This is a genomic window from Brachybacterium sp. 107 (assembly GCF_052379725.1).
Classification (GTDB): Bacteria; Actinomycetota; Actinomycetes; order Actinomycetales; family Dermabacteraceae; genus Brachybacterium.
Map to the genome: position 1 here is coordinate 1 of NZ_JBQSYW010000010.1, position 20308 is coordinate 20308.

Genomic DNA, 20308 nt, shown 5'->3' on the forward strand with positions numbered 1-20308 from the left:
GGGCGCTGTCCAGACGCAGCACGGGCTTCGCCAGGGCTTCGAGCCACTCCTCGTGACTCGCTCGGCTGCGTCCGCTGAAGGTGGGGTCGTCGTAGCCCAGCGCCCAGTCCCGGAACTCCGTCCAGGCGGCCCGATCGATCTCCTGGCCCTCCCGCCGAACGATCTCGCGGGCCTCGAGCCGGCGCAGTCGCTCCTGTAGCTCCAGGGTCAGGAAGACGACGGCGTCGCACTGCGCGAGGACGTCCTCGCCCCAGCCGAGCATCGACCCGGACAGCACCCAGGCCTCACGCGGCACGAAGACGTCGTGCATCAGCGCGAGCCGCTCGTCCGTCGGCCGCTTGTGTGTGAAGGGCGGCCGGGACGGGATCCAGAAGTAGTCGTCGGAATCGGCGTGCGGCACGGCCCAGCGGTCGGCCAGGGCGCGCGCCAAGGTGGTGGTTCCGGAGCCGGAGGCCCCCATGACGTGGACCCGGGATCGCTGCATGAGTCCATTGTCTGGCCCATGCAGCACCGCCCAGGCCCATTCGGCCGGTCCAGGGACGGCCGCTCATCGCTGCGACACGCCGTGTGATCTGCGCTCAGCGACTATCGGGTCGACTCTGATTCGTTCTGGTGGCCTGATGCTCCGCTACTGAGGTGTGCGGGCTCGATAGGGCTTCGTGGGACTCCCTGCGGGCCGACCCGCAGGCTTCCGGCGCCGCTTCCGGGACGGCAAGAGCAGCCCGGCGACGATGTCTACAACGATGTCGATGAGGATGCCCATGCGGCGATGCTACGTGGAGTTCACGTCGCTCGTCGTGACCCGAACCGGCGAGCTCGGAGCTGCCTCGGAGGCCCTTGTCTGCTGATCACTGCTCCCCAGCCCCATAGCCGATTCTCTCCGTGAGCAGGACGCTCACTGGTACGACACGTAGTGTGATCGGGGTTCAGTAGGTTTCTGTCTCGCCCTGTATCCATCGGTTGGCCTGCCGATTCGCTACAGGCTCGTACTGGTGCGACGCGGGCCCCGCGGACTCTCTGCGGATTGCGGCCCGTGGTCGCGAGCCCTGCGTTACTTCGGGGTGATCTCATCGCCCATTTCTGCACCCCAGCCACCGTGGAGGTCGGAGTACGCCATGCAGTCGAAGTCGACGGGCCCGGCATCCCCGTGGGTCATCGTGCCGGACACCCGGTACAGCGTCTTGCGGACGCGGTCCGTCGAAATGACGTCGATGTCGCTGCCGGGGTTCTCGTGCTGCGCGAGCCACACACAGAGACCCGAGACAGTCTCTCGAGTTTCTTCTCTGGTCTCGGCCCAGCTGTAGAGGGTCAATACACTCACCGCTGTGACGGCTCCCGCCGCGAGCGCCCAACCTAGCGTCGACCGCTGTTTGCCTCCATGCTTCGCCCGACTCATCCCTGCAGGCTAGCAACCGGCAGGAACGGGGTGCGAGGCCGCATCAGAAGCCGCGCTCAGCTACCCGAGTCGTCGGAGTTCCGAACGAGGATCTGCGTGTCGCGGTCCACGTCGAGAAATCGATCACCGGCGTCTTTGATCGCAACGGGGACCATCACCCGGATCTCGCCTGAGCGTCCCCACCGGACCCCGTCGATGCGGGACATGAACTCGACGCCGTGCTCGAGGTCGACCGTGAACACCTTCTCGATGAAGTTGTGGTTCAGCTCGCGTGCGTGGAGTGTGTACTCGCCGGGTCCGCCGCCTCGCATGGTCGTCTCCTTCATCGATCTGGGTGGGTTCGATGGCGACGATAGCTCGCCGACGGGACACGGGCGGGGCATCGCCCGCTGCTACTCGATGGGGCGGAAGGCCATGAGGCCGCTCTTCGTCTCCCAGCCGACGTGCGCCAGCTCGAGCTGCTCCTCCGGGGACTTGAGCACCACGCTGGAATGGTAGGCATTGACCGGCTGAGAGAGCTGCACGGCGCCCCTGCCTCACGGCATGCATCATCCACGTCCGCACCCTCCCGGACTTGCCGCCGATACGCGGCCGTCCCGCACGACGCCTGTGGTCAGAACTCACCATTGATCAGGCGGCTCACTGGTACGACACGAACCACGGGCGCGGCTCCACCTCGTAGGTCTCCTCCGGCGTGAAGGTCGGGGTGTCCTCGTCGTAGAAGTTCTTCCAGGCCATGAACACCCCGTCGGGCAGGTTGTTCTGCAGGGCGTTCCAGGTCTCGAGCTTGGCGTCGGGCGTGCCGTGACCGTCCGCATGCACGGCCATCGCGAGCTCCGGATGGGAGGTGTCGACGTCCTGCCGATCCGAGATCATCGAGAGGCTGAACTGGTGGAGGATGAACGCCTTCTGCGGCAGATCGTTCTCGGCGGTGAGGTCGGCGAGCCACTGCGCGGTCTCGTTGACCTCGTCGGCCGAGACCGAACCGATCTGCGCAAGGTGCTTCTGACCTGGCTTTAGCCGCCATTCCGCATCGAGCGCGAGCCCCACATGGGGCTCCTTGAGCAGGTCCTCGTACAGCTTGGCCTGGGAGAGGAAGTCGCTGGTGCCGGGCTGCAGGTCCAGCACGACGTACACCCCGGCCTCCCCGGCGGCGTCGACCCACTCGCGGATCTTCTCGGGGTCGAGCTCGGTGGAGTAGTCCCCGTCGGCCCCGGGCTCGGAGGAGGCGAGAGTCGTGATGATCTCGAAGGCAGGGACCACCGGCTCGTCGGTCAGGCCCGAGTAGTCGCCGGCGAGGCCCTTCACCCGGTCGATGGACTCCTCGAGGCCCTGCTCGCCGAGGATGCCGAGGGACGGGACACCGGGGGAGCCGTAGGCGGCGATCATGCGTCGACCGGGGAAGACGGTCTGCCCGCCACCGGGCAGCTCGGGGGCCGTCGCCGCGGTGTGCAGGGCTGCAGCCCAGTCGTCGGCCGCGCCGAACGTGGCACCGAGGGCAAAGATCCCGGCCGACGGGTCGTCCCCGGCGGCGCTCTTCGTCGCGGCAACGCTGTCGCTGCTGAGGCCCGGGTCTCCGCCAGGCATCTCGGTGACCGTGCCACCGGCCGCCTCGATCTCCGCGCGGGCGACGGTCTGGGCGGGGCCGGTCCGATCAGGATCCACGAACATCGAGACGGCGGGGGCCTCCTCGTCGCCGGCGATCTCGGGAAGGTCGTCGGCGTCATCGGCGGAGGAGTCGACCTCCACCACGTCGAGACCATCGCCGAGGGCCGAGACATCCGTGCCCTCCGTGGTGACGACCGTGTCCGCGCCGAGGCGTTCGATCTCGTCGGCGACGGCCTGATCGGTGCCGAGCAGCAGCGGGAGGCCGGAGGCGGCGCTGAGCGGGGCGAGGGCGTCGACGGTGTCCTCGGTGGCCACGATCGCGCCATCGGCCGAGGTGAACAGGGAGGCGCTGAGCGCGAGGGCGGTCTGTGAGGCGTCCTCGTCCGGCACGACGGTCGAGGTCGGTGCGGTGTCGACGACGTCCACCTGGAGATCGTCCGGCCCGAACGTGCAGGCCCCGAGGCTTGCGAGCAGGGCCGTCGCCGCGGTCACGGAGATCGTTCCTCGGAGGGCGGTGGTTCCCCGGCTGCGTCGGGTGCCGGGCGTGGGAGGGCTCCATCCGCCGCTGCGGGTGGGGACGGGCTGATCAGCATGCGCGTTCTGGTTCCTAGTCACTGCCCCAGACTGCCGTGCAGAAGCCCCGGCAGACCAGTGACGTGGCCGCGCTGGACATGTCGAACCGAGTGGGCGTTCACGCGCCGGGGATACTGGCCCCATGACAGAACCCGAGCGGCAGCTGGTCATCGGCGGCGTCTCCCGAGACGCGCTGCGGGAGGCGTTGGCGGCGCAGGGGGTCGCGCTGAACTCCTATGCCGAGATGCTGCTCGAGCACAGCGCGTTCGACGATCGCACGGAGCAGACGGTGCACGTCACCCGGCGCAGCGTCGCCGAGCTCGGGCTTCCCGAGGGCGGGACGCTTCCACAGATTCTCGATGCAACCGTCGCTGCGGGCCTCCGGCCGTGCCCCCTGCGGACCGGACCCTTCCTGCGGCTCGCGATGACCGAGCAGGAGCAGGCGCCCGACGCGGTGCTCTCCGCCGGGCGTGTGCCCACCGGCGCACTCCATGTCCTCTCCGAGCCGCTGAGCGCGGACCATGAGGTCCCCAAGGGCTTCTACCTGCGGGTCGTCGACGGGACGGTGTGGCTGCGCGGATATCGCTGCGACGACGAGTACGTGCTGCCGCCGGAGAGCCAGCTCGTGCTCCGGGTGCCCGAGGCGGGCGAGGGGGCATGAGCGCCCCGCGGATACAGGCGGTCATCCTCGACCTCGACGACACCCTGTTCGACCATCTCGAGTCGGCACGACGGGGGCTGGCACGGCTGGTCGAGGAGCTCGGCGCGACGCTCGACCCGCAGACGGCCGCCGCCTGGGAGCGCACGGCCGAGCACCTCAAGGGCCGACGGCACGCGGGCGAGATCGACCGTGCCGAGTACCGGCGCCTGCGGATCCGGCACCTGCTGGCGGACCTCGGACGGCCCGAGGAGGCCGCGACCGCCGACGACGCGCAGTGCGATCGCCTCTATGACCGGTTCCTCGAGGTCTACGAGGAGGAGTGGGTCGGGTTCGCCGACGCCGTCCCGACGCTGCGGGCGCTGCACGACCGGCATCTTCCCGTCGCGATCCTCACCAACGGGCCGGAGGAGCGTCAGCAGCACAAGGTCCGCGCACTCGGCCTCGCCCCATGGGTCGCGGGCGTCTGGACCAGCGAGCGCCTCGGGGCGAAGAAACCCGATCCGGCCACCTACCTGGCGGTGTGCACGGCGCTCGGTACGGACCCCGGCGCCGTCCTGCACGTCGGCGATGACCTCGAGAACGACCTGCGCGGCGCGCTCGCCGCTGGACTTCCGGCCCTCCAGCTGGACCGTCGGCGTCGCGTTCTCGCCGGGTCGGCGAGGATCGCCGGGCTGGACGAGGTGCTGGGCAGGGTCTGAGGGCTCTGACCAGCAGGAAGCAGCTCAGGCCGACGACAGGGAATCGAGGGCGGCGGCGAGCTCCGCCCGCAGCCCGTCGTGCTCCGTGCTGAGCCGCAGGGCAGGGTCCGACCAGTTCTCGCGAGGGTGGAGCCAGACGGGCCGGGTGATGAGCTCGGCGGGCTCCCAGTCGTAGCGGGGCCAGACATGGGCGTGCAGGAGCGCATCCGCGTTCCCGAGGATCTCGAGATTCACCCGACGGAACGCGGCATCGCGCGCGGCGCACACCTGCTCGACGGCCTCTCCGAGCAGGTCCATGCTCGACAGGAAGCGGGCACGTTCCTGGCGGGGGAGATCGGAGAGCCGGTCCACGCCGGGACGGTCTGTGATCAGCACGCTGTAGCCGGGGAGGAACTGCACGTCACCGATCACGGCGAAGCCGCCCGGCAGGCGGGACATCACCGTCGGGTTCCTCCCGGCCAGGGCGCTGCCCACCCGGTCCTCGCGCCAATCGGGCGGCTCGTCGGTCTCTGCACCCGGGGCCTGACCTGACGTGTCCGGTTCTTCCAGCCTCCACGCGATGTCGCTGTGCTGGACCAGGCCCGGATGGCCGACGGCTTCGGCGCAGTCCGACAGGCTGAGCTGCAGGTCGATCGCGACGAGATGGATCGAGGATGCTTCGCTGTGGCCCTGCTCGAGCCGTCGGGCGAACTCGGCGCGGACACGGCCTCGAGCGTGTTCGATCGACTCATGGTCTGCGGACGAGCTCGGCGTGGGCATCCTCCTACGATGCCAGGCCCGACCGGCCATGACCATCGTGGACCGCGATCTCAGAGCTCCGGCTGGACCTGGAAGTCCCAGGCGACCACGGCGCTCTGTCCGACCTTGGCGCCGTTCGCGGCGTCGCGCGCCCAGGGGTGCAGCTCCCAGATGTTCGGCGGGCCGGGGGTCAGGGGCGCCGCCTCCACGCCCGGGCCGACGATGATGTCGCCGAGATGCGTCTCCTCGCAGGCCCGCACCACGAAACCGAGGGGGAGGGCAGCGCGCAGGTAGTCGCCGAGCCCGTGGCGGTAGCCGGCGATGTGGCCGACCCGGCCGTCGGGCGCCTCCTTGACCAGCGGATACCGGCTGGAGCCGAGGAAGTGCCCGCGGGTGTCCAGCACGAGTAGGTGCCCGCCGGGGCGCATCACCCGCGCGGCCTCGGCGAAGAACGGGGTCAGGTCGCGGAGGTGGGTGAGCGCGAGGGAGCACACCACGTGGTCGACGCCACCGTCGGGCAGAGGCAGCGCGGTGAGGTCTCCCAGCTCGAAGCGAGCGCCCGGCACGGCGCTCCGGGCGCGGGAGAGCATGGCCTCGGAGGCGTCGATGCCCACCACCTCGTGCCCGCGCTCGACCAGCTGCTGAGCCACCGCGCCGGTCCCGCACGCGGCATCGAGCACCCGACCCGGCGCCAGGGTCTCGAGCATCGGGAGGAGCACGTCGTCGCGCATCGGGAAGCAGCCGTTGTCCTCGACGTCGTAGCTGCTCGCCCAGCCGTCGTACCCGTCGGAGACGGGCAGCGGAGGCACATCGACGCCGGGACCGAGCTCGGCGGCGCGGTCCAGCAGCTCGCGCACCTCGGCGATCCGCGCCTCGGTGAACGCCCGGTCGTACTCGCCCGCGAAGGCGCGCATCAGGGCGACGCCCTCGAGTCCCAGCAGGTACGCGAGCGGATGCTGGTGGATGGTGCGGGCGGTCGACGGGTCATCGGTCATGGCGCCATTGTCGGGGTGCGCACGGGCGGGGACAACGGAATTCCGGGGAGCGCGCGGCGTGCGGGGTCACCGTGCCTCGTCGCTGAGCAGCGGCAGACGGACGGTGAAGGTGGTGCGGCCGGGCTCGCTGGCCACCCCGATCCGTCCGTCATGGGCGAGGATGATCGCCTCGGAGATCGAGAGCCCCAGACCGGCGCCCCCGATGTCCCCGCCGCTGTCGGTCCCGTCGGTCCCCGCCGTGCCATCTGCACCATCCGCGCCATCTGCGCCATCTGCGCCATCTGCGCCGCCGGCCCGGCGGGTGCGTGACGCGTCCCCGCGGGAGAAGCGCTCGAAGAGCCGGGCGCCCAGCTCCGGGTCGATGCCGGGCCCGTCATCGGTGATCCGCACGACCGCCGCGTCGCCCTCGAGGTCCAGCGAGGCGGTGACGGTCGTCCCCTCGGGGGTGTGGGCGCGGGCGTTGCCGAGGAGGTTGACGAGCACCTGACGCAGCCGGTCCTCGTCCCCGAGCACCTCGAGGGACTCCTCGACCTCCAGCAGCCAGCAGCGGTGGGGGTCGGCGGCGTGCGCATCGTCGACGGCCTCGATCAGCACATGGGTCAGCTCCACGGGATCCCGCCGCAGGGGCTGCCCGGCGTCGAGGCGGGCCAGCAGCAGCAGGTCGTCGACCAGGGCGCTCATCCGCGCGGCCTCGGCGGAGATCCGGGTGAGGGAGCGCTCCTGGGTGGGGGTCATCGGGGCGCCCTCGCCCTGGGAGAGCTGGGCGTAGCCGCGGATGGAGGTCAGGGGGGTGCGCAGCTCGTGGCTCGCGTCGGCGACGAAACGCCGCAGCTTCTCCTCGCTGTCCTGGCGGGCCGTGAGCGCCCCCTCGATGTGGTGGAGCATCGCGTTCAGCGCGCTCCCGACCTGCCCCACCTCGGTGCGGGGGTCGGTGTCCGCCGGATCGACGCGATCGGGGAGCTCCACGGCGCCGCTGGCCAGAGGGCGGTCGCTGACCCGCTGGGCCGTGGCGGCGACCCGTCGGAGGGGACGCAGGGCCCGGGTGATCACGAGGACCAGGCCGAGGGTGACGAGGATCAGCACGCCGCCCATGACGGCGGCGAGGATCGCGGCCGTGGCCGTGGTGGTCGCGGTGACGTCCTGGAGGGAGCTACCGGAGATCACGGTGGTTCCGTCGCGGGTGTCGGCGGCGACCCGCAGGGAGCCGATCGTGCCGCCCAGGTCGACGGTGGTCGGGGTACGGGGCTCCAGCTGCGCCGAGGCGAGGATCCCGACCTGCTCCGAGGAGAGGGCGACCTCGGTGCCGGTGTCGTCGGTGAAGGCCGAGACGGCCGCGGTGCCGTCGGCCCGCAGCACCACGTGCAGGCTCCCCACGCGCGCGGGCGGCTGGTCGCTCTCGGAGCCGGGGCCGGGTGGCGCTCCGAGATCCTCCGCGGCGGGACCGTCCGGACCCAGCGACCTGTCCAGGCCGGAGAGGACCTGCGTATCGAGCCGGTCCAGGGCCGAGGCCCGCACGGACACCAGCGTGGTCACGCCGGTCAGGAGGAACGCGGCGGCCACCAGCAGGGCGACCCCGATCACGAGGCGCCGGCGCAGGGACCAGCGGGAGCGTCTGCTCATGCCGGCCTGATCGTGTAGCCGACTCCGCGCACGGTGTGGATCATCGGCTCGCCGACGCTGTCGACCTTCTTGCGCAGGTAGGAGATGTACAGCTCGACGACGCTGGAGCGGCCGCCGAAGTCATAGCTCCACACCCGGTCCAGGAGCTGCGCCTTGGACAGCACCCGGCGCGGGTTGCGCATGAGGCAGCGCAGCAGCTCGAACTCCTTCGCCGTGAGGGCGATGGGCACGCCGGCCCGCTCGACCTCGTAGGACTCCTCGTCCAGGACGAGATCTCCCACGCGCAGGCAGGGATCCTGGGCGGCCGCCGTCCTCACGTGCCGACGGACCATGCCGCGCAGCCGGGCGAGCACCTCCTCGAGGTTGAACGGCTTGGTCACGTAGTCGTCCCCGCCGGCGGAGAGCCCGGCGATCCGGTCCTCGACGCCGTCCTTCGCGGTCAGGAACAGCACGGGCACGTCGTTCTCGGCGGCGCGCAGGCGCCGGAGCACCTCCATGCCGTCCAGGCCCGGCATCATGACGTCCAGCACGACGACGTCCGGCCCGAACTCCCGCACCAGGTTCAGGGCCTCCTGGCCGTTCGCCGCCGTGCGGGCATCCCACCCCTCGTGCCGCAGCGCCATGCGCAGCAGCGAGCTGAGGTACTCCTCGTCGTCCACGACCAGGGCGCGGATCGGGGACCCGTCGGGCCGCGCGAGCGGCGTCGGCCGAGGATCGATAGGGGGAACGGCATGTGGTGGTGCCATGGCAGGAGTCCTTGCCTGGGAGTGCTGTGCTGCGTGCTGTCCTGCGACGCTACCGCCTCGTGGATCTGCCCACGAGGTCTCGAAGACGGCCCATAGCGGATTCATAGGAACCGCATAGGGTCCGTGCCTACGGTTCCCGCCATGAACACCACAGAACCGACCAGCACCCCCGCCGACTCCTCCGACCAGGAGGACCTGACCGTCCCGAACCGGGCCGCGCACCGCTCCACGTCTGCCCGTCGCGTCGGCCGTCCCTTCCCCGCCGTCGCCGAAGGCTCCGAGACGTCGCATCCTGCAGGCGGCTCCGGCACGGGTGGCGCCGACGAGCGGTCCGCGGTCTGGGAGGGCCGGCGCCTGGATCGGCCGCTCGAGGACGTCGAGGACCAGGGCCTGGCCTTCGACCTCGGGACCCTCGTGAGCCGGCGACGCACGATCGGTGTCGCTGGCGCCGGCGCCGCGGCCCTCGTGCTCGCCGCCTGCGGCGTCGCCAGCGGGTCCGCCTCGTCGGATGGGGGCGGCTCGGATGCCTCCGACGGCGGCTCCGACGGGACCACCGGCGACGCCGAGATGCCGACCGAGACCGCGGGGCCCTACCCGGGAGACGGCTCCAACGGGGCCGATGTGCTCGAGATCAGCGGGGTCGAGCGCAGCGACATCCGCTCCAGCATCGACACGGACACCGTCGCCGAAGGGACGCCGATCACCCTCACCATGACCGTGACCGACCTCGCCGAGGAGGGCGCTGCGATGCCCGGAGCGTCCGTGTACGTGTGGCACTGCGATGCGCAGGGCGAATACTCGATGTACGGCGACGGGCTCGAGGAGGAGACCTACCTGCGCGGGGTGCAGGTGGTGGGCGAGGACGGCACCGTCACGTTCAGGTCGATCTTCCCCGGCTGTTACTCGGGCAGGTGGCCGCACATCCACTTCGAGGTGTTCCCCGACATCGACTCGATCACCGATGCGGGCAACGCCGTTCTCACCTCCCAGCTGGCCCTGCCGGAGGATGTGAGCACCCAGGTGTACTCCTCGGCGCAGTACGACGGCTCCGCGGAGAACCTGGACGCCATCACGCTCGAGAGCGACAACGTGTTCTCCGATGGCTGGGACATGCAGCTCGCGACCGTCACCGGTGACGTCGACGCCGGATACCAGGTGAGCATCGACGTCCCGATCGACACGAGCACGGAGCCGGAGGCCCCCGAGGGGCCGGGCGGTGCGCAGGACGGTACCGGTGGCCCGGGCGTCGGCGGCGAGCCGCCCGAGGGAGCGCCCGGTGAGCCGCCGGCGGGCGAGCCCGGAGATGCCTCGGACGGAGGGTCCGACCAGGGGTGAGAGCCGGAGGGCAGGATCCCGGACCCGGCCCCGGACGTGCGGTCCGGGTCCCGCCGTCTCGATCAGTGGTCGCGTCGCCTCGGCGATCCGGCGAGGGCGGATCGTGGACCGGACCGACGACGACCCGCAAGCCCTCGCAGCACACGAAGGAACCCCATGCCCTCCACCCCCGGCCCGGCCGTCCTGGACTTCACCGACGTCTCGTTCCGACGGGGCGACGCCGTGATCCTTCCCGGGGTGTCCTTCACCGTCCACCAGGGCGAGCACTGGGTGATGCTCGGCGCGAACGGCGCCGGCAAGAGCACGATCCTGGGACTCGCCGGCGGCACCAGCCATCCCACGAGCGGCACGGTGGACGTGCTCGGCGAACGCATGGGCCGGGTCGAGCTGCGGGCCCTGCGCGAGCGCATCGGCCATGTGAACCCGCGTCATCCGCTGCAGTCCGCCCTGCTCATCGAGGAGGTCATCCTCACCGGGCTCACCGGCAGCACCGAGATGATGATGCGCTGGGAGCCCACGGCCGCGCAGCGCGCTCGGGCGCGCGAGCTCATGGGAATCTTCGGTCTCGCGGGAAAGGCCGACGCCCGCTGGCCGACGCTCTCCCAGGGCGAGCGCGGGCGGACCCTCGTCGCGCGGGCGCTGATGACGTCGCCCGAGCTGATGCTGCTGGACGAGCCGTCGACCGGGCTGGATGTGGCCGCCCGGGAGCAGCTGCTGGAGACTCTCGAGCAGCTCCCGGTCCACGATCCCGACCTCACGACGCTCCTGGTCACCCATCACCTCGAGGAGATCCCGCCGATCACGACCCACGCCCTGCTGCTGCGCGACGGAGACGTCACCGCGGCCGGCCCGATCCACGAGGTCCTCACCTCGCAAGCCGTCTCGGAGACCTTCGATCACCCCATCCGCGTCAGCTTCGACGACGGTCGCTGGCAGGCCCGGACCGGCGCGCGGCGGGCAGCTCTGGTGCCGGACAGGGAGTTCTAGAGCCGACGACCCTTCAGCGTCGTATCCACCTCGGCCGGGCTCTGATCGGGGAGCTCCACCTCGATGCTCCGTTGGCCGCAGCGCACGCGGTGCGTGCCGACCGCGCCCGGGCCGACGGCGCGCAGGCGCAGCGCGGTCAGGGCGCCGTCCGCCCAGGACATGTCCACCTCGATGCCGGGGCGGGCGCGCAGACCCCGCACGGAGCCGGTGCTCAGGATCGGTGCCAGGGCCGGGAGCAGTTCGATCTCGCCGCGGTGGCTCTGCACGAGGCATTCCGCGATCGCGGCGACGATCCCGATGTTGCCGTCGATCTGGAACGGGGGATGGGCGGAGAACAGGTTCGGGTAGAGGCCGCTGCGCTCGCCGTCCGCAGTCTCGGCCGGGCGCAGGAACAGCGTCAGCAGGTCCTGGACCTTGTCAGGGCGATGCAGACGCGCCCACAGCGACGTCTTCCAGGCGAGCGACCAGCCGGTGGCCTCGTCGCCGCGCGCCTCCATCGAGCGGACCACCGCGTCGGACAGCTCCGGGCTCAGATGCTGCGCGCCGGGGTACTCGAAGCCCAGGTGGGAGACGTGGCGGTGGGTCGGTTCGACCTCGTCCGGCCCGTCGACGTGCCACTCGAGGATGCGGCCGTCGGTCCCGACACGGGGGCCGGGGATCCGCTCGAGGGCGGCGGCCGCCCGGGACGCCACGTCGTCGTCGGCGCGACCCAGCAGCTGGGCCTTCGCGACGAGGGACTCGAGCACCTCGCGCAGCAGCCAGCGATCCATCCCGGAGCCCTCGGTGAGCGAGACGACCTCGCCGCCGGCGGTGATCCACTCGTTCTCGGGGGAGGTGGAAGGGAAGGTGACCAGGGTGCCGTCCGGCCCCTCGTGCAGCAGGTCCAGGGCGAAGGCCGCCGCCTCACGCAGCGCCGGCAGGCGGCGCCCGGCGATCACGGCAGGATCCTCGCCGCTGAACGAGGCGATCGAGTCGAGCTCCCGCTCGAGCCACAGCCCACCCATCGGCCAGGTCGCCCATTTCGGGTCGCCCTCGACGGGGTCGGTGTATCCCCACGGGTCGGAGTTGTGGTGCACGGTCCAGCCGCTCGCCCCGTAGAGCCGTCGCGCCGTCTCGCGGCCCGACTCCCGCAGCATGGCGACATAGCCCTCGAGGGCGCCGGCCGCGCCGGGGATGTGCGCGATGCCCGCCGCCCAGTGGTTCATCTCGAGGTTGATGTTCACGGTGTAGTTCGAGTTCCACGGCGCGAGCACCTGCTCGTTCCACAGGCCCTGCAGAGTCGCCGGCGGCAGTCCCGGCCTCGACGCGGAGGCCAGCAGGTGACGGCCGTAGGCGAACATCGTGGACAGCAGCTCCGGCTCCTCGGAGTCCGCGAGCTCGAGGGTGACGTCCGCCAGGCCCGGCAGCGGGGCATCTCGGTGGCGGCGGCGCAGCTCCTGCTCGCCGCGGGCGAGGGCCGCCTCCGCCTGCTCGGTCGCCTCCGCGAGGGCCTCGGCGACGGGACGGTCCGGCTGCTGGCCGAGTCCCTGCCAGGTGGTGACGATCGCACAGGCGACGAGCAGACGCTCGTCCTGGACACGGGTGCGCACCACGACCGCGACGCGGCTCGCGCCCTCGGGATCCCAGGCCAGCTCGGCCATGTCGCCATGGCGCGTCGGCACGCCGTCCGACGGCGCTCGCAGCACCACGGTCAGGCCGTGCTCGTCGGCCGTGCGCTGCTCCTCGACCAGCGGTGAGGTCAGCTCGAGGGCGAACCGGGTGCCGGAGGCGCAGGGGGCGGCGTGCACGAGGACCTCGTCGGCCGCGCTGACCAGCGTGAGGTGCTCGCCGTCGTCGGTGCGCACCACGTGCTCGCCGCGGGCGAGATCGAGGAGGCGCTCGTAGTCCTCGGTGGAGGAGCCGGCGGAGGGGGTCTCCGGCTCCAGCGTCACCACGAGCTCTCCGACCGGCTGATAGGCCTGCGACCAGGCGGCGCCGAGCCCCTCGAGCAGCGTCTGCGCCTGGGCGATCTCCCCGGCCTGGAACAGCTCCCGGGCGCGCTCGCGGATCGGTGCGGCGTCCTCGGCGGAGGTGAGCCAGCGCTGCGTGGTGGTGGGGGTGCCGGACCACAGGGTGGAGTCGTTGAGGCTGAAGCACGCCCGCCGGGGGTCGCCCCAGACCATCGCACCGATCCGACCATTGCCGAGGGGGAGTGCCTCGAGCCAGCGGGAGGCCGGGCGCGGGCAACGGATGGTCCTGCTCGATGACATGGGGATTCCTCCGGGAGCTGGGGGTGCGGATGCGGCGTGAGCGACGGTCGGGCCAACGCTTTCCGCTGCCATTCATCCTAGGTGTGCGTCCGGGTGCTGTCGAGGGAGCGACAGGGTCGACAAGCGCTTGCCCGTCGGCCGCGTCCATGCTTGACTAGGGGCAAGGAAAGCGGTTGCCCTCCGGGGAGGGGGCGATGGTCGAGGCGGATCACCCGGCCCGCCGAGCAGCCGCCCGCGAGCACTCGCCCGGTACGGGGCGCCACAGGAAGCACAGGAGACAGTCATGGCAGAACGCAGGATCGGGATCATCGTCAACGGGGCCACCGGCCGCATGGGCTACCGCCAGCACCTGGTGCGCTCGCTCCTCGCCATCCAGGAGCAGGGCGGCGTGGAGCTGGCCGACGGCGATCGCCTGGTGCCCGACCTGCTGCTGGTGGGGCGCAACGAGGAGAAGCTGCGCGGGGTCGCGGAGAAGCACGGCCTGCTGAACTGGACCACCGACGTCGACGAGGCCCTCGCCAACGACGACTACGAGGTGTACTTCGACGCCCTGGTCACGAACCTGCGGGTCGAGAACCTCAAGAAGGCCATCGCCGCGGGCAAGGCGATCTACACCGAGAAGCCGACCGCCGAGACCTTCGAGGACGCCCTCGAGCTGGCCCGTCTGGCCACGGAGCACGGCACCGTCAACGGCGTGGTCCACGACAAGCTCTACCTCCCGGGGCTGCTCAAGCTGCGCCGCCTCCTCGAGGGCGGCTTCTTCGGCGAGATCCTCTCCGTGCGCGGCGAGTTCGGCTACTGGGTCTACGAGGGTGACTGGCAGGCCGCCCAGCGCCCCTCCTGGAACTATCGCTCCGAGGACGGGGGCGGCATCGTCGCGGACATGTTCCCGCACTGGAACTACGTGATCGAGGAGCTCTTCGGGCGCATCGAGGACGTCTACGCGCAGACCGCCACCCATATCGGCACCCGCTGGGACGAGAAGGGGGAGGAGTACACCGCGACCGCCGACGACGCCGCCTACGGCATCTTCCGCCTCGAGGGCGGCACCGTGGTGCAGATGAACTCCAGCTGGGACGTGCGCGTGCACCGCGACGAGCTGGTCGAGTTCCAGGTCGACGGCACCAAGGGCTCAGCCGTCGTCGGCCTGCACGGCGCGCACATCCAGCCTCGGGAGGCGACCCCGAAGCCGGTGTGGAACCCGGACGTCAAGGATCCGCACAACTACTACGACGACTGGATCGAGGTGCCGGACAACGAGCCGTTCGACAACGGCTTCAAGGTGCAGTGGGAGGACTTCCTGCGCCACTACGCAGAGGGCCGGGCCTATCCCTACGACTTCCTCTCGGGAGCCCGCGGCGTGCGCCTCGCCGAAGCGGGCCTGACCAGCGCCGCCGAGGGTCGCCGCGTCTCCCTCGATCCGCTGACGGAGGCCTGATCATGGCAGAGCCCCTGCAGCTCACCCTGCTGGGCGAGGACGGCACGCTGCGCCGGATCGCCCTGGACGAGGCGCCCGCCTTCGCACGGCCCACCTCGCCGCTGCGCTCCCGCGTGGTCTACGCCGCCGTGCACGTCGTCCCGGCCGCCCACGGCGACAACACCCCCGGCGCCCCGGCGGACATCGACTGGGACCAGACCCTCGCCTTCCGTCGCACCATGTGGTCGCGCGGCCTCGGCGTGGCCGACGCGATGGACACCGCCCAGCGCAACATGGGCCTGGACCCGACCGCGACCCGCGAGCTCATCGCCCGCACGGCCGACGCCGCCCGCGAGGCGCTCGAGGACCCGGAGATCGCGGCGGTCTTCCCCGCCGACGCGACCGTGCGCGACCTCGTCGTCGCCGGGGTCTCCACCGATCAGCGCAGCGAGCACGAGCTCGGCCTCGATCAGATCGTCGAGGCGTACATCGAGCAGCTCCGAGCCACCGAGGCCACCGGCGCCGGCGCCGTGCTCATGGCCAGCCGCCACCTGGCGCGCGTGGCGACGTCGGCTGCCGAGTACGAGGAGGTCTATCGCCGGGTGCTGGAGGCCGCCACCGAGCCCGTCGTGCTGCACTGGCTGGGCACCGCCTTCGACCCGCAGCTCGAGGGCTACTTCGGGGACGCTGACACCACCGTCGCCGCGAAGACCCTGCTGCGCATCATCGAGGCGGACCCCTCACGGATCCGCGGCGTGAAGATGAGCCTGCTGGACGACGCCGCCGAGATCGCCGTGCGCGAGCAGCTCCCCGCCGGGGTGCGCATGCTGACCGGCGACGACTTCCACTTCTCCCATCTCATCGTGGGTGACGGCACCGGCACGACCGAGATCGGGGGCGCTCAGGTCGCGGGGGAGTACTCCGACGCGCTGCTCGGGGCGTTCGCCGCCACCGCGCCCGCCGCGTCGGCCGCGGTGCAGGCGCTGGACGCGGGCGACCCGGAGGAGGCGCGCCGCATCCTCGACGCCTCCGAGGAGCTGGGGCGCCACGTGTTCTCCGCCCCCACCTTCCACTACAAGACCGGGGTCGCCTTCCTGGCCTGGCTCAACGGCCACCAGAAGGCGTTCACGATGGTCGCCGGGATGCACAGCGCGCGCAGCCTCCCGCACCTCTCGCGCACCATCGAGCTCGCCGCCACCACCGGCAACCTCGAGGACCCGGCGCTGGCCGCCGAGCGCTGGCACGCGATGCTGCGCCTGGCCGGCTACGACATCCCGGTCCTGGACGGAGCGACCGCATGAACACCCCGCACAGCTCGCACACCTCGCAGGGGGCCCCGCGGCTCTCGATCAACCGCTGGACCTGCCGCAGCACCCCGATCCAGGACTTCCTCGAGGCCACGGCCGCGCACGACCTCGAGGCCGTGGGCCTGTGGCGCCAGGACGTCGAGGAGATCGGGGTCGACGCCCTGCGCCGCTGGGTCGACGACGCCGGACTGCGGGTCAGCAGCCTGTGCCGGGGCGGCTTCCTCACCGCGGCCGACGAGACCACCCGTGCCGCCTCGCTCGACGACAACCGTCGGGCGATCGACGAGACCGCCGCGCTCGGCGCGCCCACGCTGGTGATGGTCGTCGGCGGGATCACGCCGGAGGACAAGGACATCGTTGCGGCCCGTGCGCGGGTCGCCGAGAACATCGCGACGCTGGCCCCGCATGCCGAGCAGGCCGGGGTGACGCTCTCGCTCGAGCCGATGCATCCGATGTTCGCCGCAGATCGCGCCGTGCTCTCCACCCTCGGCCAGGCCCTCGACATTGCCGAATCCACCGGCAGCGACGCCGTCGGCGTCATCGTGGACACCTATCACGTGTGGTGGGACCCGGCGCTCGAGGCGTCGATCGCTCGGGCGGGGGCGAGCGGACGGCTCTTCAGCTACCAGGTGTGCGACTGGAACCTGCCGCTCGCCGCCGAGCCGCTGTTCTCCCGCGGCTACATGGGTGACGGCTTCATCGACTTCCCCTCCATCACCCGCATGGTGAAGGCCGCCGGGTACATCGGGGACATCGAGGTCGAGATCTTCCACGAGGACGTCTGGGCCACCCCCGCGCACGAGGCGATCGGCATCGTGACGGAGCGCTACGAGGAGCTCGTGCTGCCGGAGGCGTGAGGGGTGCGCGCTGCGTCACTCCGACGGATCAGCAGTGGTGGACTTCGTGGCGCACACGCGCGACCTCATTCGTGCAGGACGACGCCCGACCAAGACATCCTTGGCTGCTGAGGTCTTCGCAGAGGTCATTCGCGTTCGCCTCGTCGCGCTGCCACGATGTCCGCCCGCCCGCCCGGGACCGGTAGATCGTGGACGGCTGCGGAGGTGCGCAAGCAGGCTGGAGTTCGTCGGCGCCTGCGGGACACCTCGGAGGGATGGCGCGGGCGTGCGATCACGCTAGCCAGGCGCCCGCACAATGTCGAGGGCGGCAGGGAATGCGGGCCCGCGTCGGGTGGGAGAGCGGCGAGGGAGGTCGGCTGTTCAGCACGGTCGCGTCGATCCGGTCGCCGGGCTGTGCCGCCCGCGCCCAGTCGGAGGCCACCCCCGGGTGCAGGCAGAACTCGATCCATGCAGTGTCCGACGCCGGATCGGGATCGACCAGCGTGTAGCCGCGCTGATGGCACTTCCCCGCCGGGGTCATGAACCACAGACGCAACCAGTAGGTCGGGTAGACCTCGTCGTGCTGACGGGCATGACGCGCGAGGGCCGCGGGGATCTGGAAAAAGCGGTGGCGCAGACGTTTGGGTTCCCACGTCCTGGCGGGCTGGTCTGGGTAGCCGAGCAGTCCCATCCAGGCAGTCATTTCCCTGGCCAGAGCCAGGGTCTGGCACCAGATCCGGTTTTTGCGCGAACGAGTTCAGGGGTAGGTTCCGCAGTCCCATGTCCTTCGCGATGCGGATCCGGTCTTCGCGGCGGGCGCGTCGGCGCTGACGCACTTCGAGGTCCGCCAGCTGACCCTGCATCGCGTTGCCGCGGTTACCGCCGTGACATCAACTCGAGGATGTGGATACAACCCGGTAGTCTTCACCCTGAAGGTGCTCCTTGAACTGCGATGAATTGGACTCTCGACAAGCCCTATTCTTCCAGCTCAGGAGCACCTTCGCTTATCCCACGCCACCCTCCGGACGCCCCCGCCGACGAAAGCGCGAGGCTAACGTCTGGACGGCCGATACCTAGCAAATACGACGGTCAATGCGGCCGACGTAATCAATGCCAGTAGCCACGCCGCGGTATTGCTGGAGAGGATAACTCCCTGTGTCGCGTAAGAGTAGATAATCCACAGTATGACGAACGTGGTGAGGAAGAAACCGAAAATAGCTCCCTTGGAAGTTTTTGTCATGCCCACCTCACTCTAGAACGTTGGGATGGAGGTTCATGAAACGGCGCATACGATTGCGCCTCCGGCCAAGGTTGCTGCGATGCCGGCGGGCCCTCCTGCAACCTTCAGCACGCCCTTGAGGGCTGCAGGCCCCAGGGCTCGAACAATGGTGGAAGCCGCGAGCCCCCACTTGTACGCCCTCATCGCAGTTCCGATCGCGGTCCAGGTGCCGGCAGAAAGTGCGCTGGCAGGGATGCCGAGTGCGCTGAGTGCGACGCACTTCGCGTAGGAGCCAGCGCCTTGGGTCGTCAGGGCCTCGTCGTCGCTTCCCTCAACGGGTGTGTTCAGCTCGGTCGCCATCTGCTGGAATCTATCCAGCTCGTCTCCGTAGCCATCACTCTTGACGGCGCTTTCGTTCACTGTGAACTCGCCGTCGATAACAGGCATGTATCGTGTGAAGAACGTTTCCAACGCGTCGGAAATCTGCTGAGTTGCGGCTTGCGTATCCAGTGCCTCGGAAGGCTGGGCCTGTGCTGCTGACGCGGTTCGCGACAGTGAGAACGGGATGAGTGCGGCGGCGCAGACAGCAGTGAAAGCATTTCTACGAGAGATAAGATTGAGGCCCATGGTCTTACTTCTCCGTCCTGAGAGTGGCGTTCGCTTCGAAGATCCGGCCAACTTGTCATTGGCCTTCTGGGGCCCCTCAAGTACTGGGTGAGTGATAGCCCTCTCTTCGACCATACGGCATAGGTCACACATGTCAAAAATGTGGGTAGTGGCTCCGCTCGATGTCCTGAGTCGCGCCAGCATCTCGGGCTTCTGGCGGTGGGTTCGACATCACGCCACCGCGGGAGTGAAGCGCCCCGGGTTCTGATCTGTCGTGAGACGGTCATGGGCGGGCTCGACGTGGGGCGAGAGAAGAACGCCTCGACCTCCGCGGAGGATCGTTGGTCGAGAAGCGATTCCTGTGGCCGGGACGAACTCTCGGTGGGACCGCAGCGAATGCATCGGATCCGCACGGACTCCGCGCCGACGCCGAGCCGAGCCGGGGCGCGGCGGCGCGGCTCGACTACGCTCTGCCGCCGACCTCGAGGGTGCGGCGGTCGTAGAAAATGTGGGTCGCGCGATCGCGGAGCCGGTGCTCACGCGGCGACGAGGTTCTGTCCGGCTCCCGGTCCTCAGCCTTCTAGGATCGCTAGGTCCCAAGGGGAGATCTGTAGCTCCTCGCCTTGCCCGACGTCGGTTCCAGCCAGGACGGAGGCGCCGGCGACCGGGCTCGGCAGTGATGCCGCGGAGCCCGAGTAGTTCAGGAGGTATGTCAGTTCCCGGCTGCGGCCGTTCTTGCCCCGCCGAACGCCGACGGAGTCGATCTCCCGCGGCCAGTCCCACAAGTCCGGCGGAGCGGAGTGTGCCCGCGAGGACCGTGCGGAGAACCTCAGAGGAGGCCATCGCCCTGAGGTAGGTCGCCGAGCCCTCCCCAGAGCGACGGCTCGAGAGCTCAGGGGCTTCACTGACGTCGAGCTCGCAACCGGTGCGTCGCAGCGTGTGTGCCTCGACATCCCAGCCTTCGACCTGCAGTGTTAGGGCACGCGCGAGGGTGGCTGGCAGGTCGAGGGCGGTACCTACCGCGTCTAGGTCGGCGCCTCGAGCCGTGACTTGCGCGGCAGCGCCGACGTCGATCTCGCCGGCGACGAAGCCGTCCCCACCGCGACCGCGGACTCCACGCTCGCGGAGATCGCGCAGATCCTCGGAGGCAGGGAGAAGCTCGGCGCGCTGTTCGGCGAGAACTCGCTGTTCCAGGACCCGGAGATGCAGAAGATAGGCGAGCAGATTCCCGTCGGCCGGTTCGCGGGGCTGGCAGGGGTCAGCCGCGAGCAGCTTCAGGATTTCCTGGACGCCGTGAACGCTTGCTGAGCGGCAGCG

The 20308-nt window shown here is 70.4% G+C and carries 19 protein-coding genes and 1 pseudogene; 8 read left to right on the forward strand and 12 right to left on the reverse strand.

The annotated features are described in order from the left end of the window. From ACT3UL_RS11925 to ACT3UL_RS11940, 4 genes are all read right to left on the reverse strand, one after another. Positions 1-484, reverse strand: a 484-nt coding sequence (locus ACT3UL_RS11925) for an AAA family ATPase (protein ID WP_444578435.1), incomplete at its 3' end; no start/stop codon positions are given. A gap of 567 nt (positions 485-1051) precedes the next feature. After that, positions 1052-1249: a hypothetical protein gene (locus ACT3UL_RS11930; protein ID WP_444578436.1), complete on the reverse strand. Its 198-nt coding sequence runs from the start codon at positions 1247-1249 to the stop codon at positions 1052-1054. Between the two features lie 203 nt (positions 1250-1452). Continuing rightward, positions 1453-1779: a hypothetical protein gene (locus ACT3UL_RS11935; protein ID WP_444578437.1), complete on the reverse strand. Its 327-nt coding sequence runs from the start codon at positions 1777-1779 to the stop codon at positions 1453-1455. A gap of 256 nt (positions 1780-2035) precedes the next feature. Continuing rightward, positions 2036-3496, reverse strand: a complete 1461-nt coding sequence (locus ACT3UL_RS11940) for a hypothetical protein (protein WP_444578439.1) — start codon at positions 3494-3496, stop codon at positions 2036-2038. A 223-nt stretch (positions 3497-3719) separates the two neighbouring features. On the opposite strand from ACT3UL_RS11940, the gene ACT3UL_RS11945 reads away from it, so the two are divergent. Both ACT3UL_RS11945 and ACT3UL_RS11950 read left to right on the forward strand, forming a co-directional pair. Next, entirely contained in the window at positions 3720-4238 is a 519-nt protein-coding gene (locus tag ACT3UL_RS11945; protein WP_443335653.1) for a hypothetical protein, read from the forward strand. Then, positions 4235-4936, forward strand: coding sequence for an HAD family hydrolase (locus ACT3UL_RS11950; protein WP_444578440.1), 702 nt, complete (start codon positions 4235-4237; stop codon positions 4934-4936). Before ACT3UL_RS11945 ends, ACT3UL_RS11950 begins: the two co-directional genes overlap by 4 nt. Positions 4937-4960: 24 nt before the next feature. On the opposite strand, the gene ACT3UL_RS11955 is transcribed toward ACT3UL_RS11950, so the two are convergent. From ACT3UL_RS11955 to ACT3UL_RS11970, 4 genes are all read right to left on the reverse strand, one after another. Next, positions 4961-5695: an HIT family protein gene (locus tag ACT3UL_RS11955; protein ID WP_444578442.1), complete on the reverse strand. Its 735-nt coding sequence runs from the start codon at positions 5693-5695 to the stop codon at positions 4961-4963. 50 nt (positions 5696-5745) lie between these two features. Beyond that, on the reverse strand, positions 5746-6669 hold the full coding sequence (locus ACT3UL_RS11960; protein WP_444578444.1) for a class I SAM-dependent methyltransferase: 924 nt from the start codon (positions 6667-6669) through the stop codon (positions 5746-5748). A 66-nt stretch (positions 6670-6735) separates the two neighbouring features. Then, positions 6736-8289 (reverse strand): sensor histidine kinase, encoded by a 1554-nt coding sequence (locus ACT3UL_RS11965; RefSeq protein WP_444578446.1) that lies wholly within the window; start codon positions 8287-8289, stop codon positions 6736-6738. Next, a complete protein-coding gene (locus ACT3UL_RS11970) occupies positions 8286-9035 on the reverse strand; it encodes a response regulator transcription factor (protein ID WP_444578448.1) in 750 nt (249 codons plus the stop codon). Before ACT3UL_RS11970 ends, ACT3UL_RS11965 begins: the two co-directional genes overlap by 4 nt. Positions 9036-9176: 141 nt before the next feature. Between ACT3UL_RS11970 and ACT3UL_RS11975 the strand changes: the two genes are divergently transcribed. Beyond that, positions 9177-10370 carry a dioxygenase family protein gene (locus tag ACT3UL_RS11975; RefSeq protein ID WP_444578450.1) on the forward strand — a complete coding sequence of 398 codons (1194 nt, stop codon included), beginning with the start codon at positions 9177-9179 and terminating at the stop codon, positions 10368-10370. A gap of 156 nt (positions 10371-10526) precedes the next feature. Then, the gene (locus ACT3UL_RS11980; protein WP_444578451.1) at positions 10527-11357 is read left to right on the forward strand and encodes an ABC transporter ATP-binding protein; all 831 of its coding nucleotides are present in this window, start codon (positions 10527-10529) and stop codon (positions 11355-11357) included. Here the strand turns inward: ACT3UL_RS11980 and ACT3UL_RS11985 are convergent. Continuing rightward, entirely contained in the window at positions 11354-13606 is a 2253-nt protein-coding gene (locus ACT3UL_RS11985; RefSeq protein WP_444578453.1) for a glycosyl hydrolase family 95 catalytic domain-containing protein, read from the reverse strand. The genes ACT3UL_RS11980 and ACT3UL_RS11985 overlap by 4 nt on opposite strands. A gap of 283 nt (positions 13607-13889) precedes the next feature. Here ACT3UL_RS11985 and ACT3UL_RS11990 point away from each other — a divergent pair, with 283 nt between their 5' ends. Genes ACT3UL_RS11990 through ACT3UL_RS12000 form a run of 3 tightly spaced genes read left to right on the forward strand, consistent with a single transcriptional unit; the run spans position 13890 to position 17187 of the window. After that, entirely contained in the window at positions 13890-15044 is a 1155-nt protein-coding gene (locus ACT3UL_RS11990; protein ID WP_444578454.1) for a Gfo/Idh/MocA family protein, read from the forward strand. 2 nt (positions 15045-15046) lie between these two features. Beyond that, on the forward strand, positions 15047-16324 hold the full coding sequence (locus tag ACT3UL_RS11995) for a DUF993 family protein (protein WP_444578455.1): 1278 nt from the start codon (positions 15047-15049) through the stop codon (positions 16322-16324). After that, a complete protein-coding gene (locus tag ACT3UL_RS12000) occupies positions 16321-17187 on the forward strand; it encodes a sugar phosphate isomerase/epimerase family protein (protein ID WP_444578456.1) in 867 nt (288 codons plus the stop codon). Before ACT3UL_RS11995 ends, ACT3UL_RS12000 begins: the two co-directional genes overlap by 4 nt. Positions 17188-17458: 271 nt before the next feature. Here the strand turns inward: ACT3UL_RS12000 and ACT3UL_RS12005 are convergent, their stop codons facing one another. The 3 genes and pseudogenes from ACT3UL_RS12005 to ACT3UL_RS12015 form a co-directional block, all read right to left on the reverse strand. Beyond that, complete coding sequence (locus ACT3UL_RS12005; RefSeq protein ID WP_444578586.1) at positions 17459-17707, reverse strand: siderophore-interacting protein; 249 nt, start codon at positions 17705-17707, stop codon at positions 17459-17461. Between the two features lie 42 nt (positions 17708-17749). After that, positions 17750-18035 (reverse strand): annotated as a pseudogene (locus ACT3UL_RS12010) (transposase); the annotation flags it as partial. 404 nt (positions 18036-18439) lie between these two features. After that, on the reverse strand, positions 18440-18832 hold the full coding sequence (locus ACT3UL_RS12015) for a hypothetical protein (RefSeq protein ID WP_444578457.1): 393 nt from the start codon (positions 18830-18832) through the stop codon (positions 18440-18442). A 1209-nt stretch (positions 18833-20041) separates the two neighbouring features. Between ACT3UL_RS12015 and ACT3UL_RS12020 the strand changes: the two genes are divergently transcribed. Continuing rightward, positions 20042-20299, forward strand: coding sequence for a hypothetical protein (locus ACT3UL_RS12020; RefSeq protein ID WP_444578458.1), 258 nt, complete (start codon positions 20042-20044; stop codon positions 20297-20299). The last annotated feature ends 9 nt before the right edge of the window (positions 20300-20308 follow it).

Excerpts from the sequence above, each read along its gene's own strand:
- ACT3UL_RS11985 (WP_444578453.1), bottom strand. The coding sequence starts at position 13,606 with ATGTCATCGAGCAGGACCATCCGTTGCCCGCGCCCGGCCTCCCGCTGG.
- ACT3UL_RS11935 (WP_444578437.1), bottom strand. The coding sequence starts at position 1,779 with ATGCCCCGCCCGTGTCCCGTCGGCGAGCTATCGTCGCCATCGAACCCA.
- ACT3UL_RS11980 (WP_444578451.1), top strand. The coding sequence starts at position 10,527 with ATGCCCTCCACCCCCGGCCCGGCCGTCCTGGACTTCACCGACGTCTCG.
- ACT3UL_RS11950 (WP_444578440.1), top strand. The coding sequence starts at position 4,235 with ATGAGCGCCCCGCGGATACAGGCGGTCATCCTCGACCTCGACGACACC.
- ACT3UL_RS12000 (WP_444578456.1), top strand. The coding sequence starts at position 16,321 with ATGAACACCCCGCACAGCTCGCACACCTCGCAGGGGGCCCCGCGGCTC.
- ACT3UL_RS11965 (WP_444578446.1), bottom strand. The coding sequence starts at position 8,289 with ATGAGCAGACGCTCCCGCTGGTCCCTGCGCCGGCGCCTCGTGATCGGG.
- ACT3UL_RS11990 (WP_444578454.1), top strand. The coding sequence starts at position 13,890 with ATGGCAGAACGCAGGATCGGGATCATCGTCAACGGGGCCACCGGCCGC.
- ACT3UL_RS11945 (WP_443335653.1), top strand. The coding sequence starts at position 3,720 with ATGACAGAACCCGAGCGGCAGCTGGTCATCGGCGGCGTCTCCCGAGAC.
- ACT3UL_RS12015 (WP_444578457.1), bottom strand. The coding sequence starts at position 18,832 with ATGCCTGTTATCGACGGCGAGTTCACAGTGAACGAAAGCGCCGTCAAG.
- ACT3UL_RS11995 (WP_444578455.1), top strand. The coding sequence starts at position 15,047 with ATGGCAGAGCCCCTGCAGCTCACCCTGCTGGGCGAGGACGGCACGCTG.
- ACT3UL_RS12005 (WP_444578586.1), bottom strand. The coding sequence starts at position 17,707 with ATGACCCCGGCGGGGAAGTGCCATCAGCGCGGCTACACGCTGGTCGAT.
- ACT3UL_RS11955 (WP_444578442.1), bottom strand. The coding sequence starts at position 5,695 with ATGCCCACGCCGAGCTCGTCCGCAGACCATGAGTCGATCGAACACGCT.
- ACT3UL_RS11960 (WP_444578444.1), bottom strand. The coding sequence starts at position 6,669 with ATGACCGATGACCCGTCGACCGCCCGCACCATCCACCAGCATCCGCTC.
- ACT3UL_RS11975 (WP_444578450.1), top strand. The coding sequence starts at position 9,177 with ATGAACACCACAGAACCGACCAGCACCCCCGCCGACTCCTCCGACCAG.
- ACT3UL_RS11970 (WP_444578448.1), bottom strand. The coding sequence starts at position 9,035 with ATGGCACCACCACATGCCGTTCCCCCTATCGATCCTCGGCCGACGCCG.